Origin of the sequence: Pseudomonas sp. RV120224-01b (assembly GCF_003208145.1) — a bacterium.
GTDB lineage: Bacteria > Pseudomonadota > Gammaproteobacteria > Pseudomonadales > Pseudomonadaceae > Aquipseudomonas > Aquipseudomonas monteilii.
In genome coordinates this window covers 18,327-35,100 of record NZ_QKMQ01000020.1, presented here as the reverse complement: position 1 = coordinate 35,100, position 16,774 = coordinate 18,327, and the positions used below count along the sequence as shown (strand labels likewise).

At 62.1% G+C, this 16,774-nt stretch carries 11 protein-coding genes; all 11 read left to right on the top strand.

The annotated features are described in order from the left end of the window. The first annotated feature begins 90 nt into the window (after positions 1 to 90). The 11 genes from aroB to gspE all read left to right on the top strand — a co-directional run bounded on the left by aroB (position 91) and on the right by gspE (position 16,774). Complete coding sequence (aroB, locus tag N436_RS24290) at positions 91 to 1,188, top strand: 3-dehydroquinate synthase (RefSeq protein WP_105946442.1); 1,098 nt, start codon at positions 91 to 93, stop codon at positions 1,186 to 1,188. Positions 1,189 to 1,203: 15 nt separating this feature from the next. After that, on the top strand, positions 1,204 to 2,817 hold the full coding sequence (locus N436_RS24285) for an SPOR domain-containing protein (RefSeq protein ID WP_105946441.1): 1,614 nt from the start codon (positions 1,204 to 1,206) through the stop codon (positions 2,815 to 2,817). A gap of 372 nt (positions 2,818 to 3,189) precedes the next feature. Beyond that, on the top strand, positions 3,190 to 7,635 hold the full coding sequence (gene gltB, locus N436_RS24280) for a glutamate synthase large subunit (protein WP_110742146.1): 4,446 nt from the start codon (positions 3,190 to 3,192) through the stop codon (positions 7,633 to 7,635). 123 nt (positions 7,636 to 7,758) lie between these two features. Continuing rightward, entirely contained in the window at positions 7,759 to 9,177 is a 1,419-nt protein-coding gene (locus N436_RS24275; RefSeq protein ID WP_016712489.1) for an FAD-dependent oxidoreductase, read from the top strand. 129 nt (positions 9,178 to 9,306) lie between these two features. After that, a complete protein-coding gene (gene hemE / locus N436_RS24270; RefSeq protein WP_051099567.1) occupies positions 9,307 to 10,371 on the top strand; it encodes a uroporphyrinogen decarboxylase in 1,065 nt (354 codons plus the stop codon). A 116-nt stretch (positions 10,372 to 10,487) separates the two neighbouring features. Further along, entirely contained in the window at positions 10,488 to 10,835 is a 348-nt protein-coding gene (locus tag N436_RS24265; RefSeq protein WP_110742145.1) for a YgiW/YdeI family stress tolerance OB fold protein, read from the top strand. A 120-nt stretch (positions 10,836 to 10,955) separates the two neighbouring features. Beyond that, positions 10,956 to 12,425 (top strand): N-acetylglucosamine-binding protein GbpA, encoded by a 1,470-nt coding sequence (gene gbpA / locus N436_RS24260; protein ID WP_256590026.1) that lies wholly within the window; start codon positions 10,956 to 10,958, stop codon positions 12,423 to 12,425. 54 nt (positions 12,426 to 12,479) lie between these two features. Next, positions 12,480 to 12,992 carry a cytochrome b gene (locus tag N436_RS24255; protein ID WP_060498042.1) on the top strand — a complete coding sequence of 171 codons (513 nt, stop codon included), beginning with the start codon at positions 12,480 to 12,482 and terminating at the stop codon, positions 12,990 to 12,992. An 88-nt stretch (positions 12,993 to 13,080) separates the two neighbouring features. After that, positions 13,081 to 13,488 carry a type II secretion system protein N gene (locus N436_RS24250; RefSeq protein WP_177410269.1) on the top strand — a complete coding sequence of 136 codons (408 nt, stop codon included), beginning with the start codon at positions 13,081 to 13,083 and terminating at the stop codon, positions 13,486 to 13,488. Further along, a complete protein-coding gene (gene gspD / locus N436_RS24245; protein WP_110742144.1) occupies positions 13,485 to 15,326 on the top strand; it encodes a type II secretion system secretin GspD in 1,842 nt (613 codons plus the stop codon). The genes N436_RS24250 and gspD overlap by 4 nt, the downstream gene beginning before the upstream one ends. Beyond that, positions 15,323 to 16,774 carry a type II secretion system ATPase GspE gene (gspE, locus tag N436_RS24240; RefSeq protein ID WP_110742143.1) on the top strand — a complete coding sequence of 484 codons (1,452 nt, stop codon included), beginning with the start codon at positions 15,323 to 15,325 and terminating at the stop codon, positions 16,772 to 16,774. The genes gspD and gspE overlap by 4 nt, the downstream gene beginning before the upstream one ends.

Genomic DNA, 16,774 nt, shown 5'->3' with positions numbered 1-16,774 from the left:
CTATTCTCGGCCACCAGCGCCGAGGCGAGGTTCAACGTTACCGCGCAGGTTGCCCATACGGCGCCGCGCCCAAGTACATTGTGGGGATACATGCAGACACTTAAGGTCGACCTGGGCGAGCGTAGCTACCCGATCTACATTGGCGAAGGCTTGCTGGACCAGCCCGAGTTGCTGGCGCCGCACATTGCCGGCCGGCAAGTTGCCATCGTTTCCAACGAGACCGTCGCGCCCCTGTATCTCGAACGCCTGACCAAGACCCTGGGCGCCTATTCGGTGCTGCCAGTGGTGTTGCCTGATGGTGAAGCCTACAAGAACTGGGAAACCTTGCAGCTGATCTTCGATGGCCTGCTCACCGCGCGCCATGATCGCCGCACTACCGTGGTTGCCTTGGGCGGCGGCGTGATCGGTGACATGGCAGGCTTCGCGGCCGCCTGCTACCAGCGTGGTGTCGATTTCATCCAGGTGCCGACCACCCTGCTGTCCCAGGTCGACTCCTCGGTGGGCGGCAAGACTGGTATCAACCACCCGCTGGGCAAGAACATGGTCGGTGCCTTCTATCAGCCCAACGCAGTGCTGATCGACACCACCAGCCTGAAGACGCTGCCAGCACGCGAGCTGTCGGCTGGTCTGGCCGAAGTGATCAAGTACGGCCTGATCTGCGACAAGCCGTTCCTCACCTGGCTCGAAGACAATATGCAGGCCCTGCGCGGCCTGGACCCTGTGGCCCTGACCGAAGCCATTCGTCGTTCCTGCGCGGCAAAGGCTGCGGTGGTCGGGGCGGATGAGCGTGAGTCCGGCGTACGGGCCACGCTGAACCTGGGGCATACCTTCGGGCATGCCATCGAGACCCACATGGGCTACGGCGTGTGGCTGCACGGCGAAGCCGTGGCAGCGGGCACGGTGATGGCCCTGGAAATGTCCATGCGCCTTGGCTGGATCGACCAGGCCGAGCGCGATCGCGGAATCCGCCTGTTGCAGGACGCAGGTTTGCCGGTGGTGCCACCACAGGAAATGACCCCGGCGCATTTCATGGAGCACATGGCGGTCGACAAGAAGGTGCTCGACGGTCGTCTGCGTCTGGTGCTGCTGCGCCAGATGGGCGAGGCCGTGGTGACCGACGACTATCCGAAAGAGATTCTACAGGCCACGCTGTCGGCGGATTACCGCGCGATCGTGGCCCAGCTTTGAGGTTGTGACAGCGCAATGACCAGTTTGCATGCCGATGAGGCCTTTCTCGACCATTACCAGTTGAGCCACGATCCGTTCGCACCCCGCGTGCCCGGCTTCAAGTTTTTCCCGGCCCAGCGCAAGCCCGTGCTTGGCCAGTTGCACCACCTGGCACGCTACAGCCAGTTGATGCTGGTAGTCAGCGGCCCGCTGGGCAGCGGCAAGTCGCTGCTGCGCCAGGCCCTGGTGGCCAGTACCAACAAACAGGCGGTGCAGAGCGTGGTGGTGTCTGCCCGCAGTGCCAGCGATGCTTCCGGCATGCTGGCCCAGGTCGCCCAGGATCTGGGGGTGGACCAGGCTGAAGTGCAGGCGATTCTGTCCAAGGTGGTGCAACTGGCACTCACCGGGCAGGAAGTGTATTTGCTGGTGGACGATGCGGAACAACTCGACGAGTCGGCACTCCAAGCGTTGCTGGAATTGGCGGCTGGTGTACCGGAAGGGCGCCCGCATGTGTTCCTGTTCGGTGAACCGTCACTGATTGCCGGGCTGGATGAGCTCAATATCGAGGAAGAACGCTTCCACATCATCGAGCTCGCCCCCTACAGTGAAGAGGAAACCCGCGAGTACCTGGAGCAGCGTCTGGAAGGCGCTGGCCGGGGCATCGAGGTGTTCAGCCGTGAACAGATCGTCGATATCCATGAAAACTCCGACGGTTGGCCTGGCAACATCAACCAGGTCGCCCGTGACACTTTGATCGAAGCCATGATCGCCAGCCGCTCGACGGCCAAGCGACCATCCATGGGGTTCAAGATGCCTAAAAAACATGTGCTCGCGCTGTCCGCTGTGGTCGTGGTCGCCGTTGGCGCCGCGGTGTTGATGCCCAAGAAAGGCGACAAGGCGCCGGCCGATGCGCCAGCCGCCCAAGCCCAGTTGCCGCTTGGCGAAGGCAAGCAAGGTGCTGCCATCGAGTTCTCTGGCTCGTCCCAGCCGATGCCACTGCCTTTGGTTGGCCAGTCCCAGCCGGTGATGCGCGAACCGCTGGCCCAGGCCGCAGGCATGGGTGAAGGTGAAGAAGGCAGCCCGGCAGGCGATACTGCACTGCAGCCTGGCAACCCACCGCCCACCGTGACCACCATTGCCCCGCCGCAAGGCGTGCCGGCCGGCCCGGCACCTGCGCCTGCCCAGCCCGTTGCCAGTGTGCCTGCCCAGCCAGTGCAGCCGGTGGCGCCTGCGCCGAAACCCGTCGCAACCCAGCCGGCCAAACCGGTTGCACCTGCCAAGCCTGCGCCAGCACCGACCCAGGTTGCCGTGGCCAAGCCAGCCGCAAAACCGGCTGAAAAACCAGCGGCATCCGGTGGTGGCAGCGGTGGCTGGTACGCCGGGCAAAAGCCGGGTAACTATGTGGTGCAGATCCTCGGCACCAGCTCCGAGGCTTCGGCCCAGGCGTACGTCAAGGCCCAGGGTGGCGACTATCGCTACTTCAAGAAAAACCTGCAGGGCAAGCCGTTGTACGTCGTGACTTATGGCAGCTTCGCCAACCGCGATGCAGCGGTTGCGGCAATCAAGAACTTGCCAGCGAAGGTCCAGGCTGGTAAACCTTGGCCACGTACCGTCGCCAGCGTCCAACAAGAGCTGGCCTCGGCCCGCTGATACCTTCCGGGCGGCATCACCCCGCCGCCCAGTAGCTAAGCGAATTCTAGCTTTCGACTAGCCTGCTGCGTTTTAACGCGGCAGGCTTTTCTGTCCCAGACTGCCGGCCACAAGCCTTACTTGCAGTCATGGCTGAAACGCTTCAGACTCGAGCCAAGCCGCTATCACGGCGCATGGCGCAAAAACATTCAAAATTGCGACATAAATTTTCAATGGTGAGACATGAAAATTTGTGGGCATCGCTGTCGCTGTGCAACAATGGTTTTCCATGGCCACCGCAAAAAAGCTGGCGTTTGATCGGCGTGGATGGTAAGTGGTTGTTAAAAAAGAGATTTGCCTCCGTTGAGAGGTGAACCTGGTGAGAATGTGTCTATGAAAACAGGTCTGTACCATCCCGAAGAATTCAAGGACAACTGTGGTTTTGGCCTGATCGCCCATATGACGGGCGAACCGAGCCACCACCTTCTGCAAACCGCCATGCAGGCGCTGACCTGCATGACCCACCGCGGCGGCATCAACGCCGACGGCAAGACCGGTGACGGTTGCGGTCTGCTCATGCAGAAGCCCGATCAATTCCTGCGTGCCGTGGCCCAGGAGCACTTCGCCGTCGAGCTGCCCAAGCAGTATGCCGTCGGCATGGTGTTCTTCAACCAGGACCCGGTCAAAGCTGAAGCCGCCCGCGCCAACATGGACCGCGAAATCCTCGCAGCCGGCCTGAAGCTGGTCGGCTGGCGCAAGGTGCCGATCGACACCAGCGTGCTCGGCCGCCTGGCCCTGGAGCGCCTGCCGCAGATCGAGCAGGTGTTCATCGGCGGTGAAGGCCTGAGCGATCAGGAGTTCGCGATTAAGCTGTTCAGTGCCCGTCGCCGTTCGTCGGTGGCCAACGCCCACGACGCCGACCACTACATCTGCAGCTTCTCGCACAAGACCATCATCTACAAAGGCCTGATGATGCCGCGCGATCTCGCGGCGTTTTACCCAGACCTGGGTGACGAGCGCCTGCAAACCGCGATCTGCGTGTTCCACCAGCGCTTCTCCACCAACACCCTGCCGAAATGGCCGCTGGCGCAGCCGTTCCGCTTCCTCGCCCACAACGGCGAGATCAACACCATCACCGGCAACCGCAACTGGGCCATGGCCCGTCGCACCAAGTTCGCCAACGACCTGATCCCCGACCTCGAAGAGCTCGGCCCGCTGGTCAACCGCGTGGGTTCCGACTCGTCGAGCATGGACAACATGCTGGAACTGATGGTGACCGGTGGCATCGACCTGTTCCGTGGTGTGCGCATGCTGGTACCGCCAGCCTGGCAGAACGTCGAGACCATGGACGCCGACCTGCGCGCCTTCTACGAATACAACTCCATGCACATGGAGCCGTGGGACGGCCCGGCCGGTATCGTCATGACCGAAGGCCGCCACGCGGTGTGCCTGTTGGACCGTAACGGCCTGCGCCCGGCGCGCTGGGTGACCACCACCAACGGCTACATCACCATCGCCTCCGAAATCGGCGTATGGGGCTACCAGCCTGAGGAAGTACTGGCCAAGGGCCGTGTCGGCCCGGGGCAGATCCTCGCCGTGGACACCGAAACCGGCCAGATCCTCGACACCGACGCCATCGACAACCGCCTGAAGTCGCGTCACCCGTACAAGCGCTGGCTGCGTCAGCACGCCACCCGTATCCAGGCGACGCTGACCGACGACCAGGGCGTGGCCAGCTATGACGCTGACCAGCTCAAGCAATACATGAAGATGTTCCAGGTCACCTTCGAAGAGCGTGATCAGGTGCTGCGCCCGCTGGGTGAGCAGGGCCAGGAAGCCGTCGGCTCGATGGGTGACGACACGCCGATGGCCGTGCTGTCGCAGCGCGTGCGTTCGCCGTACGACTTCTTCCGCCAGCAGTTCGCCCAGGTGACCAACCCGCCGATCGACCCGCTGCGCGAAGCGATCGTGATGTCGCTGGAAATCTGCCTGGGCGCCGAGCGCAACATTTTCCAGGAGTCCCCGGAGCACGCTTCGCGGGTGATCCTCAGCTCGCCGGTCATTTCGCCCGCCAAATGGCGTTCGCTGATGAGCCTGGAGCGCGAAGGTTTCGACCGCCAGCTGATCGACCTCAACTATGAAGAGGGCGTCGGCCTGGAAGCGGCCATCCGCAATATCGCTGACCAGGCTGAAGAAGCCGTGCGCGCTGGCAAGACCCAGCTGGTGCTGAGCGACCGTTACATCGCCCCGGGCAAACTGCCGGTGCACGCTTCGCTGGCCGTGGGTGCAGTGCACCACCGCTTGACCGAACAGGGCCTGCGTTGCGACAGCAACATCCTGGTGGAAACCGCTACCGCCCGCGACCCGCACCACTTTGCAGTGCTGCTGGGCTTCGGTGCCTCGGCCGTTTACCCGTACCTGGCTTATGAAGTGCTGGCCGACCTGATCCGCACCGGCGAAGTGCTGGGTGACCTGGACGAAGTCTTCAAGTACTACCGCAAGGGCATCTCCAAGGGCCTGCTGAAGATCCTGTCGAAGATGGGCATCTCCACCATCGCCTCGTACCGTGGTGCGCAGCTGTTCGAAGCCATCGGCCTGGCCGAGGAAGTGGTCGGCCTGAGCTTCAAGGGCGTGTCCAGTCGTATCAAGGGCGCGCGCTTCGAAGACCTGGAAAGCGACCAGAAGCTGCTGGCGGCCGAGGCCTGGAGCGCGCGCAAGCCGATCCAGCAAGGCGGCCTGCTGAAGTTCGTTCACGGTGGCGAGTACCACGCCTACAACCCGGACGTGGTCAATACCCTGCAAGCCGCCGTGCAGCAGGGCGATTACGCCAAGTTCAAGGAATACACCACGCTGGTCGACACCCGTCCGGTGTCGATGATCCGCGACCTGCTGAAAGTGAAAGTGGCCGACCAGCCGCTGCCGCTGGAGCAGATCGAACCGCTGGAGGCCATCCTCAAGCGTTTCGACTCCGCCGGTATCTCGCTGGGTGCCCTGTCGCCGGAAGCCCACGAGGCGCTGGCCGAGGCCATGAACCGCCTGGGCGCGCGTTCCAACTCCGGTGAGGGCGGTGAAGACCCGTCGCGCTACGGCACCATCCGCAGCTCCAAGATCAAGCAGGTGGCCACCGGCCGCTTTGGCGTGACCCCGGAATACCTGGTAAACGCCGAAGTGCTGCAGATCAAGGTCGCCCAGGGCGCCAAGCCCGGTGAGGGCGGCCAGTTGCCGGGCGGCAAGGTCAACGGCCTGATCGCCAAGCTGCGCTATGCGGTACCGGGCGTGACCCTGATTTCGCCACCGCCGCACCACGACATCTACTCGATCGAAGACCTGGCCCAGCTGATCTACGACCTCAAGCAGGTCAACCCGCAGGCGCTGGTGTCGGTCAAGCTGGTGGCGGAAGCCGGCGTGGGCACCATCGCCGCTGGTGTGGCCAAGGCCTATGCCGACCTGATCACCATCTCGGGTTACGACGGTGGTACCGGTGCTTCGCCGCTGACCTCGATCAAGTACGCCGGCGCCCCGTGGGAACTGGGCCTGGCTGAAACCCACCAGACCCTGCGTGGTAACGACCTGCGCGGCAAGGTGCGGGTACAGACCGACGGCGGCCTGAAAACCGGCCTGGATGTGATCAAGGCGGCCATCCTCGGCGCCGAAAGCTTCGGCTTCGGTACCGCGCCAATGATCGCCCTGGGCTGCAAGTACCTGCGCATCTGCCACCTGAACAACTGCGCCACCGGCGTAGCCACCCAGAACGACAAGCTGCGCAAGGACCACTACATCGGCACCGTCGACATGGTGATCAACTTCTTCACCTTCGTCGCCGAAGAAACCCGTGAGTGGCTGGCCAAGCTGGGCGTGCGCAGCCTGGGCGAACTGATCGGCCGTACCGACCTGCTCGACGTATTGCCAGGCGACACCGAGCGCCAGCAGTACCTGGACCTGTCGCCGCTGCTGGGCAGCTCGCACATCCCGGCTGACAAGCCGCAGTTCTGCGAAGTGGACAAGAACCCGCCGTTCGATCAGGGCGAGCTGGCCGAGAAAATGGTGGAAATGGCCATGCCGGCCATCCGTGACCAGGCCGGTGGCGAGTTCAACCTCGACATCTGCAACTGCGACCGTTCCATCGGTGCGCGTGTGTCGGGCGAAATCGCCCGCCTGCACGGCAACCAGGGCATGGCTGCGGCGCCGATTACCTTCCGCTTCAAGGGGACTGCGGGCCAGAGCTTCGGTGTGTGGAACGCCGGTGGCCTGAACCTGCACCTGGAAGGCGACGCCAACGACTACGTCGGCAAGGGCATGACCGGTGGCAAGCTCACCATCGTGCCGCCAGCCGGCAGCCCGTTCGAAACCCAGCACAGCGCCATCGTCGGCAACACCTGCCTGTACGGTGCCACTGGCGGCAAGCTGTTTGCTGCGGGTACTGCGGGCGAGCGCTTCGCTGTGCGTAACTCCGGCGCCCACGCTGTTGTCGAGGGCACTGGCGATCACTGCTGTGAATACATGACCGGCGGCTTTGTCTGCGTGTTGGGCAAGACCGGTTACAACTTCGGTTCTGGCATGACTGGCGGCTTCGCCTACGTGCTCGACATGGACAATAGCTTCGTCGACAAGCTCAACCACGAACTGGTGGAAATCCAGCGCATCAGTGGTGAAGCGATGGAGGCGTACCGCAGCCACCTGGCGCGTGTCCTTGCCGAGTATGTGGAAGAAACCGGCAGCGAGTGGGGGCGTGAGCTCTCGGAGAACCTGGACGACTACGTGCGGCGCTTCTGGCTGGTGAAGCCGAAGGCAGCCAACCTGAAGCAACTGCTGTCCAGCACCCGTGCCAACCCGCAGTAACAACAGCTGCAAGTGGCAAGCCTCACGCTGCATGTAAAGGCAGTACGAGGTTTGCCCGGCTTAAGTGATCGTCTTGCGGCTTGCAGCGTGTAGCTTGCAGCTGCTGTAAAGAGGTTTTGAAAAATGGCTGAACGTCTGAACAATGACTTCCAGTTCATCGAAGTGGGCCGCAAGGACCCGAAGAAAAAGCTGCTGCGCCAGCGCAAGAAAGAGTTCGTGGAAATCTACGAACCGTTCAAGCCGCAGCAGTCCGTGGACCAGGCACACCGCTGCCTGGGCTGCGGTAACCCGTATTGCGAATGGAAGTGCCCGGTACACAACTTCATCCCCAACTGGTTGAAGCTGGTTTCCGAAGGCAACATCCTGGCCGCCGCCGAGCTGTCGCACCAGACCAACACCCTGCCGGAAGTGTGCGGCCGCGTGTGCCCGCAAGACCGCCTGTGCGAGGGTGCTTGCACCCTGAACGACGGCTTTGGCGCGGTGACCATCGGTTCGGTGGAGAAGTACATCACCGACACCGCCTTCGCCATGGGCTGGCGCCCGGACATGTCCAAGGTCAAACCAACCGGCAAGCGCGTCGCCATCATCGGCGCCGGCCCGGCCGGCCTGGGCTGCGCCGACGTACTGGTGCGTGCCGGCGTGACCCCGGTGGTGTTCGACAAGAACCCGGAAATCGGTGGCCTGCTGACCTTCGGCATCCCCGAGTTCAAGCTGGAAAAAACCGTGCTCAGCAACCGCCGCGAAGTCTTCACCGGCATGGGCATCGAGTTCCGCCTGAACACCGAGGTGGGCAAGGACGTCACCATGGAACAGTTGCTCGCCGAGTACGACGCCGTGTTCATGGGCATGGGTACGTACACCTACATGAAGGGTGGCTTCCCGGGCGAGGACCTGCCAGGCGTGCACGACGCGCTGGACTTCCTGATCGCCAACGTCAACCGTAACCTGGGCTTCGAGAAGTCGCCGGAAGACTTCGTCGACATGCAAGGCAAGAAGGTGGTGGTGCTGGGCGGTGGTGACACCGCGATGGACTGCAACCGCACGTCGATCCGTCAGGGCGCCAAATCGGTGACCTGCGCCTATCGCCGTGACGAAGCCAACATGCCGGGTTCGCGCAAAGAGGTGAAGAACGCCAAGGAAGAGGGCGTGAAGTTCCTCTACAACCGCCAGCCTATCGCCATCGTTGGCGAGGACAAGGTGGAAGGCGTGAAAGTGGTCGAGACCCGCCTTGGCGAGCCGGATGCCCGTGGCCGCCGCAGCCCCGAGCCGATCCCGGGTTCTGAAGAGATCCTGCCGGCCGATGCCGTGGTGATCGCCTTCGGCTTCCGCCCAAGCCCGGCGCCGTGGTTCGAGCAGCATGGTATCCAGCTGGACAGCCAAGGCCGCGTGGTTGCACCGGAGAAAGGCAAGTTCAAGCACCAGACCAGCAACCCGAAAGTGTTTGCCGGTGGCGACATGGTGCGCGGTTCTGACCTGGTGGTGACGGCGATCTTCGAAGGGCGTACCGCTGCTGAAGGCATCCTGGACTACCTCGAAGTCTGAAATCATTTAGATTTTGTATACAAAATCTATTGATCCAGGACATACCCATAGAGAAAAGGCACGGCAATGAGCCGTGCCTTTTCTTTGTGCGTCTGAGAAAATGCCCGCACTATTTTTCCGGATGCCGACATGACTGCCCTGAAGAACGATCGTTTCCTGCGTGCACTGCTCAAGCAACCCGTAGACGTCACCCCGGTGTGGATGATGCGCCAGGCCGGCCGCTACCTGCCGGAGTACCGCGCCAGCCGCGCCAAGGCCGGTGACTTCATGAGCCTGTGCATGAACCCGCAGTTCGCCTGCGAGGTCACCCTGCAGCCGCTGGACCGCTACCCGCTGGACGCGGCGATCCTGTTCTCGGACATCCTCACCATCCCCGACGCCATGGGCCTGGGCCTGTACTTCGAAACCGGCGAAGGTCCGCGTTTCAAGAAGGTCATCAGCACCCCGGCCGACATCGAAGCGCTGCCAATCCCCGACCCGCAGAAAGACCTGGGCTATGTGATGGACGCGGTCAGCACCATTCGCCGCGAACTCAATGGCCGTGTGCCGCTGATCGGCTTCTCCGGCAGCCCGTGGACCCTGGCCACCTACATGGTTGAAGGCGGCTCGTCGAAAGACTTCCGCAAGACCAAGGCCATGGCCTACGACAACCCGCAAGCCCTGCACCTGCTGTTGGACAAGCTGGCTCAGTCGGTGACCAGCTACCTGAATGGCCAGATTCTGGCCGGTGCCCAGGCCGTACAGATTTTCGACACCTGGGGCGGCAACCTGTCGGCGGCGGCCTACCAGGAATTCTCCCTGGCCTACATGCGCAAGATCGTCAGCGGGCTGATCCGCGAGCACGAAGGGCGCAAGGTGCCGGTGATCCTGTTCACCAAGAACGGTGGCCTGTGGCTGGAAAGCATCGCTGAAGCCGGCGCCGATGCGCTGGGCCTGGACTGGACCTGCGAGATCGGCGACGCCCGCCGCCGCGTGGGTGACAAGGTGGCCCTGCAAGGCAACATGGACCCGACCGTGTTGTACGCCAAACCGGAAGCCATCCGCCAGGAAGTGGCGCGAATCCTGGCCAGTTACGGCCACGGCACGGGCCATGTGTTCAACCTGGGCCACGGCATTACGCCGGAAGTCGACCCGGAGCACGCGGGTGTGTTCATCAACGCCGTGCATGAGTTGTCGGCGCAGTATCATCAGTGATCTGAAGGCTGAAAACCCAAGCCCGGCCGTGTGCCGGGCTTTTTGTTGCATTAAGTTTTAATTCAGCGATCGTCGCTAATCTGGTCCCATCGAAACCCAAACAGGACCCGATCCTCATGAAAGCACGTTACCTTGCCCTGATCCTCGCCCCTCTGTTCAGCTCCGCCGCACTGGCTGCGACCTATACCGGCCCCGGCGCTCAGTCGGTCACTACTGTTGCCGCTGCCAACGACGCTGCCGATGACACTCCGGTTGTGCTGCAAGGGTTTGTGACCAAGAAGATCAACAACGACGACAAGTACGAATTCAAGGACAACACCGGCACCATCACCGTCGAGATCGATGACGAAGACCTGCCGCCCACGCCGTTCAACGACAAGACCAAGGTCAAGTTGACCGGTGAGGTGGAACAGCACCTGATGAGCCGTGAGGTTGACGTGGATATTGTCGAGATCATCAACTGATCCATGAAGATGCCTGCTGATCGGCAGGAATTTTCCTATGTTTTGCAGCCTTTCGCATTTTTAGAATGACGCACTCCTGTCGGGAGCCCCCGACGCAAACTCAGCAGTTTGGAGTGCGTCATGAGTACACGAAAGCATCTACGAAGGGTTGTTGCCAGCAGCGCATGGCTGGCGATTGCCGGGGTGGGCATGCATGCCCAAATGGCCAGCGCACACGGTTACGCCAGTGAACCGCCTTCCAGGGCGTATGCCTGCCGACTTGGGTTGAACACTGAGTGTGGCCAGGCCATGTACGAGCCGCAAGCAGTCGGGGAGGCCGAAAAAGGCTTCCCGGCCCGCGGCCCGGCTGATGGCAAACTCGCCAGTGGTGGCGTGCGGTCCGACTTCGCACCGTTGGATGAGCAGTCTGCCAACCGCTGGTCGCTGACGCCCATCAAGCAGCGCGACGTCGCCTTCGACTGGTATTACACCGAAGGGCACAAGACGACGGGTTGGGAGTACTTCATCACCAAAGCGGGGTGGAACCCGAATGCACCCTTGGGGCGCGATGCGTTCGAGTCGACGCCTTTCTGTACCGTTGATGGGCATGGGAAGCCGGCTCGCGGTGAGGGGCAACCCACACATGGACCAGCCCTTGTAAAGCATCAGTGCACGTTGCCTGCTGACAAGACCGGGCAGCACATCATCCTGGGTGCCTGGACAGTCGATGACACTGCTGCAGCGTTCTACAACGTCATGGACGTGGATATTCAGACTGAAGGTGGCCCCGCCCCTGAGTGGCCGCAAGTGGGCAGCATCAACCCACATCGTGACCTGCAGGTTGGCGACAAGGTCAGGGCTCGCGCGTTCGTGGCCGGCTCGGAAAGCGCTCAATTCAGCGTAGGTATCGTCATTGACAGCGCTGAGGAGGGCCTTGCAGCAAACTGGTCCTACAAGCTTGCAAAGCGCATCAATGAAACCCAGTCCTTGGTACAAGCGGGCCACCTTGATAGCGAGGGCAACATCAAGCCGGTCCAGGGCGCCAACAGCATCTTCGCCAAACCCGAGACGGGCATCAGCAGCTATCAGCTGGATTTCGAAGGCGTACCTGTCGATGACAGCTACCTGCACTTGCATGACCTCAAACCTGAGTACGTGCTGGAAGACGGTAAGGCGAACCTGGACTTCACGGTAATGACCAACCGTAAGCTGCAGGTCAGCGCGCGGCTGTTCGACAGTGCCAACCAGCAAGTCGGCTTCACTCGTCAGGACGTGGACGCCACCACCCGTCCGATGACGCTGCAAGCGAGCAGTGTCGAAGGCGAGCACCTGCTCAAGGTCGTTGGCGTGAACAAGGCCGGGCGCATCCTGCTGCAGGAAGAGCGCAAGGTTCAGCTGAAGGCTGCGGGTGGCGAAGGCCACGACTTTGAATTCCCTCAATCGATTGCAAGCTACAAGGCCGGTACACGTGTACTGCAACCGAAGACGGGTGAAGTGTTCGAGTGCAAGCCGTTCCCGTTCGAGGGCTGGTGCAAGAGCTATTCGGCAAGTGCCACCCAATATGAGCCGGGTGTAGGCAGCCACTGGCAAGACGCCTGGATCAAACGCTGAAGGAATGTGCCCTGGCAGCCGGAGTAGCGGCCAGGGCACAACACGGTATTTTCGATGCAAGTACACAAATATTGCTGGCAGCAGATCCTGTTGCACTGGGTCTCTGCCTTGGTGATCGGCTGGGCGCTGGTCAGTGGCTTTTATGTTTCCGGCTTTGATGTCGAACCCGCCACTGCCCACCTGGTCGGTTTCGTGAATGTCGGGCTGACCACGCTGTTCATCCCGGTTTTCTTGCTGCGCTGGCTGGTGCGATTGGTCAAGGCCAGGCCGGGTGCGCTGAATGAGAACCCTCGGGCGCGCCGGGCTGCCCATGCTGTACACGAGGGTATGTACTGGCTGACCGCGCTGGTGCTGTTATCTGGTGTACTGATGATGGACCGCGCAATCGACGTGTTTGGATGGTTTGCCATCTCGCCGTTGATCAGCGACCCGTCATGGCTCAGTGCCTGGCTGAAGCTGCATGTTGCAGCCAACGTGGTGCTGACCATGGTTGTGGCGCTGCATGTCGGGGCCGTCATTCTGCACGAGTGTTCTGGGCGGCAGGTGCTTCGCCGGATGTTGCCCTGAGCCAATGAAGCCGTTTTCGACTCTGTCCTGGGTGGCAGCTCCCCTGTTGGCGATTGCTTTTCTGGTCGTGCGAGAAACGACCCGGCCCGTGGCAGAGCGCATCGGGCAGGAGCAGGTCGCGCCCGCATCAACTGCCCAGAAGCCATTACCCACAGCAACCCTGGCACTGGCATTTGGGTATAGCGAGCCAGTCGGCCAGGCTGCCAGCCAGGCCGAACTGGTTCTCAAGGCGTGTTTCGTATCAAGCCTGGGCCAGGCCCATGCGCTGGTTGCAAGCCGCGAGGGTGAAAGCCTGTACCGGGTTGGCGACCGTATGCCGGGCGGCAGCGTGTTGCGTCGGATCGATGTGCGTTCCATCACCCTTTGGAACGGTGAGCGCGAGCAAACGCTGGCGTTGTCCGGCAGCCGCGCCAGCGTCTTCGTTCAATCGGGCAGTACCCCTACGCGTGGTCCTGCCTCTGCCGATTTACCCCGCCTGCTGCGGGAGGTGCAATGACATTTCAACGCTTTCTACGGGTGGCCTCGTTCGGGGCCTGTCTGACTTTGACCTGCCCGCTGGCCCTGGCTGATGCGCCGACCTGGCAGCTGGCGATGAGCGATGCCGATGTACGCGATGTGGTGCGCGAAGTCGGGGCCATTCTTGACCAGACAATTGTGCTTGATCCGCGCGTGCAGGGCCGTATTACAGTCTTGTCCAATGAAGCGCACGATCGTGAGGGCGTGCGCCGGCTGTTCTACTCGGTGCTGAATGCACAAGGGTTCGCCGCAGTGAACGATGGTGATCGCTTGCTGGTGCTGCCGGCGAGTGAGGCAAAAGCCTGGGCCAACCAGCAGGTCGATGCCATTCCTGCCGCATTCACCACGCGCGTGTTCAGCTTGTCTGGAAGCACTGCGGCTGACCTGGCGGGCTTGCTGAGGCCGTTGGTGTCCAGCAATGGTTACATTGGCCCGTCCAGTTCGGCCAATGCCTTGGTCGTTACCGATTCGGCTGCAAACCTGGAGCGCCTGCAAAGCCTGGTGGCGCAACTGGACAGCGGTCAACGGCATGACTATGAGCTGGTGACCTTGCGTACCGCACAGGCCGTGGATGTGTTGCCTGTGGTAGAGGCTTCGGCGGGCGGCCCGGACAGTGGCGTGCGGGTGCTGTCCGACTCGCGCAGCAACCGCCTGCTGATACTCGGCCCGGAAAAGTCCCGGCAACGCCTTGCCCGCCTGGCCCGCGAGCTGGATGTGCCCGCGCCTGTCAGTTCGCAGAACTGGCGAGTGGTGCGCCTTCAGCATGGCAATGCCGAGCAACTGGCCGAAGTGCTCAGTGAAGTGGGCAAACGGCTGGATGGCAAGGCAGGTACTGAAACCTTGGGCCAGCCACTTGCGGCAGGGGCCATGGTCAAGGCCGATGTCAGCCAGAATGCGCTGGTGCTTCTGGGTGAGCCCCAGACGTTGGGTAATGTGGTACAGATCATCGAGCAACTCGACCAGCCACGCGCGCAAGTGCTGATACATGCGGCCATCGTCGAGGTCAGCGGGGATATCAATGAAGCCTTGGGGCTGCAGTGGGGGATAGATACAGGCAGCCTCAAGGGCGGTGTGACATTCCCCGACAGCGGTGTGGCGTGGGCTGACCTGCTGGGCGCAGACAAGGCACTGCCGAGCGGTGCGGCACTGGCATTGGGTTCTGACCGTTTTGGCCTGCTGGTTTCCGCGTTGGCCAGCAATACCCGCAGCAATTTGCTGTCCACCCCCAGCCTGCTCACGCTAGACAACCAGGAGGCGCAGATCCTGGTGGGGCAGAACGTGCCCTTCAAGACCGGCTCGTACACCACATCAGGGAGTGGCGCCGACAACCCGTTCACGACCGTGGAACGCAAGGACATCGGTATTAGCCTGAAGGTGCGCCCGCACATCAATGAGGGCAGGAGTTTGCGCCTGGAGGTCGAACAGGAAAGCTCCGAACTGGCACCTGGTACGGTCGAAGGTGACCTGATCACCAGCAAGCGGACGCTCAAGAGCACCATCCTGGCTGCGGACGGCGAGATCATCGTGATCGGCGGCCTGATCAAGGACAGCGTGCGGACAGAACAGCGCGCAGTGCCGCTGCTAAGCCGCATCCCGCTGCTTGGTGGCTTGTTCCGCTGGACCAGGGACACTCAGGAAAAGACCAACCTGATGGTGTTCCTGAGGCCTACCGTCTTGCGTACCCAGGAAGACCTGATCGACTCCGGCCGCCGCGCCTATGGCGACGTACAGGCGTCCGACCCGGCACGAGTACCGAAAGACCCCCGCCAAATGTTCGAGGCGCGCCCTGTACCGATGGGCGAGGAACCTGGCCGGTGAGCGATCTGATTCCATTCGGCTTTGCCCGGCGCTTTGGCATTTTGCTGGACCGCCACACGTTGCTGATGCGCAACGGCGCCTCGCTGGAGTCGCTTTCCGAAGCGTTGCGCGTGGTCGGGCAGCATGTTCCGCTGCGGCTGGTGGACGATGACGCGTTTGCCATCCACCTGGCCGGTTGCTATGGCGGCGCCCAGGATGCGGCACAGTCGGTTATCCAGGAGCTGGATGACCACATCGACCTGTCACGCTTGGCTGAGGGCTTGCCGCAGGCCAGTGACCTGCTCGATCAACAGGACGATGCGCCGATCATCCGGTTGCTCAATGCGTTGCTCAGCGAAGCGGTCAGGTCACGCGCTTCCGATATCCACCTGGAAACCTTCGAGCAGCAGTTGCGTGTTCGCATGCGCATCGATGGTGTCATGCGCGAAGTGCTCACGCCGCCCAGGGCGCTCTCGGCATTGCTGGTATCGCGCATCAAGGTCATGGCGCGCCTTGACATTGCCGAGAAACGTGTGCCACAGGATGGCCGCATCAGCTTGCGGCTGGCAGGCCATGAGGTGGATGTGCGTGTGTCCACCTTGCCTGCAGCCCATGGGGAGCGGGTGGTGATGCGCTTGCTGGATAAGCAGGCGGTACGCCTGGACATACAACACATGCAGATGCAGCCCTCTGTGCAGAAGGCGTTCCTGGCATTGCTGGAAAAACCCCATGGCATTTTCCTGGTGACCGGCCCCACCGGCTCTGGCAAGACCACTACGTTGTATACGGCGTTGTCGGTACTGAACCGTGAGTCGCGCAACATTCTCACCGTCGAGGACCCGGTTGAATATCACTTGCCGGGCATCGGCCAGACGCAGGTCAACAGCAAGGTTGAGATGACCTTTGCACGCGGGCTGCGGGCGATCCTGCGGCAGGACCCGGATGTCGTGATGGTGGGTGAGATCCGTGACAGGGAAACGGCCGAAATTGCCGTGCAGGCATCGCTGACGGGCCATCTGGTGCTGTCGACCCTGCATACCAACAGCGCACTGGGTGCCATCATGCGGTTGGCGGACATGGGGGTGGATACCTGCCTGCTTGCATCATCGCTCGCCGGTGTCATGGCTCAACGCCTGGTGCGCGTGTTGTGCCCGCATTGCAAGGTCGCGTGCGAGGTGGATGACGCCATGGCCGCTGCCCTGGGCAATCCCGATGACTTACCGCGGCAGCTGTACCAGGCTGTTGGTTGTGAGCTGTGCCAGTTGGGCTACAGCGGGCGTGTGGCTTTGCACGAAATGGTCGTGATCACCCCGCAGCTGGCACAGGCTATTCACGGCCGCGCATCCTTGGCACAGATGCGGGCATTGCTGTGCCCGCACTCGACCAGCTTGTTTCAGCACGGTATCGAGCGAGTCTGCCAAGGACAGACCAGTGTCGAGGAACTGCTGCGCGTCACAGGCCAGGACTGA

Coding starts and splice junctions, on each gene's coding strand:
- aroB (WP_105946442.1), top strand. CDS start 91: ATGCAGACACTTAAGGTCGACCTGGGCGAGCGTAGCTACCCGATCTAC.
- N436_RS24285 (WP_105946441.1), top strand. CDS start 1,204: ATGACCAGTTTGCATGCCGATGAGGCCTTTCTCGACCATTACCAGTTG.
- gltB (WP_110742146.1), top strand. CDS start 3,190: ATGAAAACAGGTCTGTACCATCCCGAAGAATTCAAGGACAACTGTGGT.
- N436_RS24275 (WP_016712489.1), top strand. CDS start 7,759: ATGGCTGAACGTCTGAACAATGACTTCCAGTTCATCGAAGTGGGCCGC.
- hemE (WP_051099567.1), top strand. CDS start 9,307: ATGACTGCCCTGAAGAACGATCGTTTCCTGCGTGCACTGCTCAAGCAA.
- N436_RS24265 (WP_110742145.1), top strand. CDS start 10,488: ATGAAAGCACGTTACCTTGCCCTGATCCTCGCCCCTCTGTTCAGCTCC.
- gbpA (WP_256590026.1), top strand. CDS start 10,956: ATGAGTACACGAAAGCATCTACGAAGGGTTGTTGCCAGCAGCGCATGG.
- N436_RS24255 (WP_060498042.1), top strand. CDS start 12,480: ATGCAAGTACACAAATATTGCTGGCAGCAGATCCTGTTGCACTGGGTC.
- gspD (WP_110742144.1), top strand. CDS start 13,485: ATGACATTTCAACGCTTTCTACGGGTGGCCTCGTTCGGGGCCTGTCTG.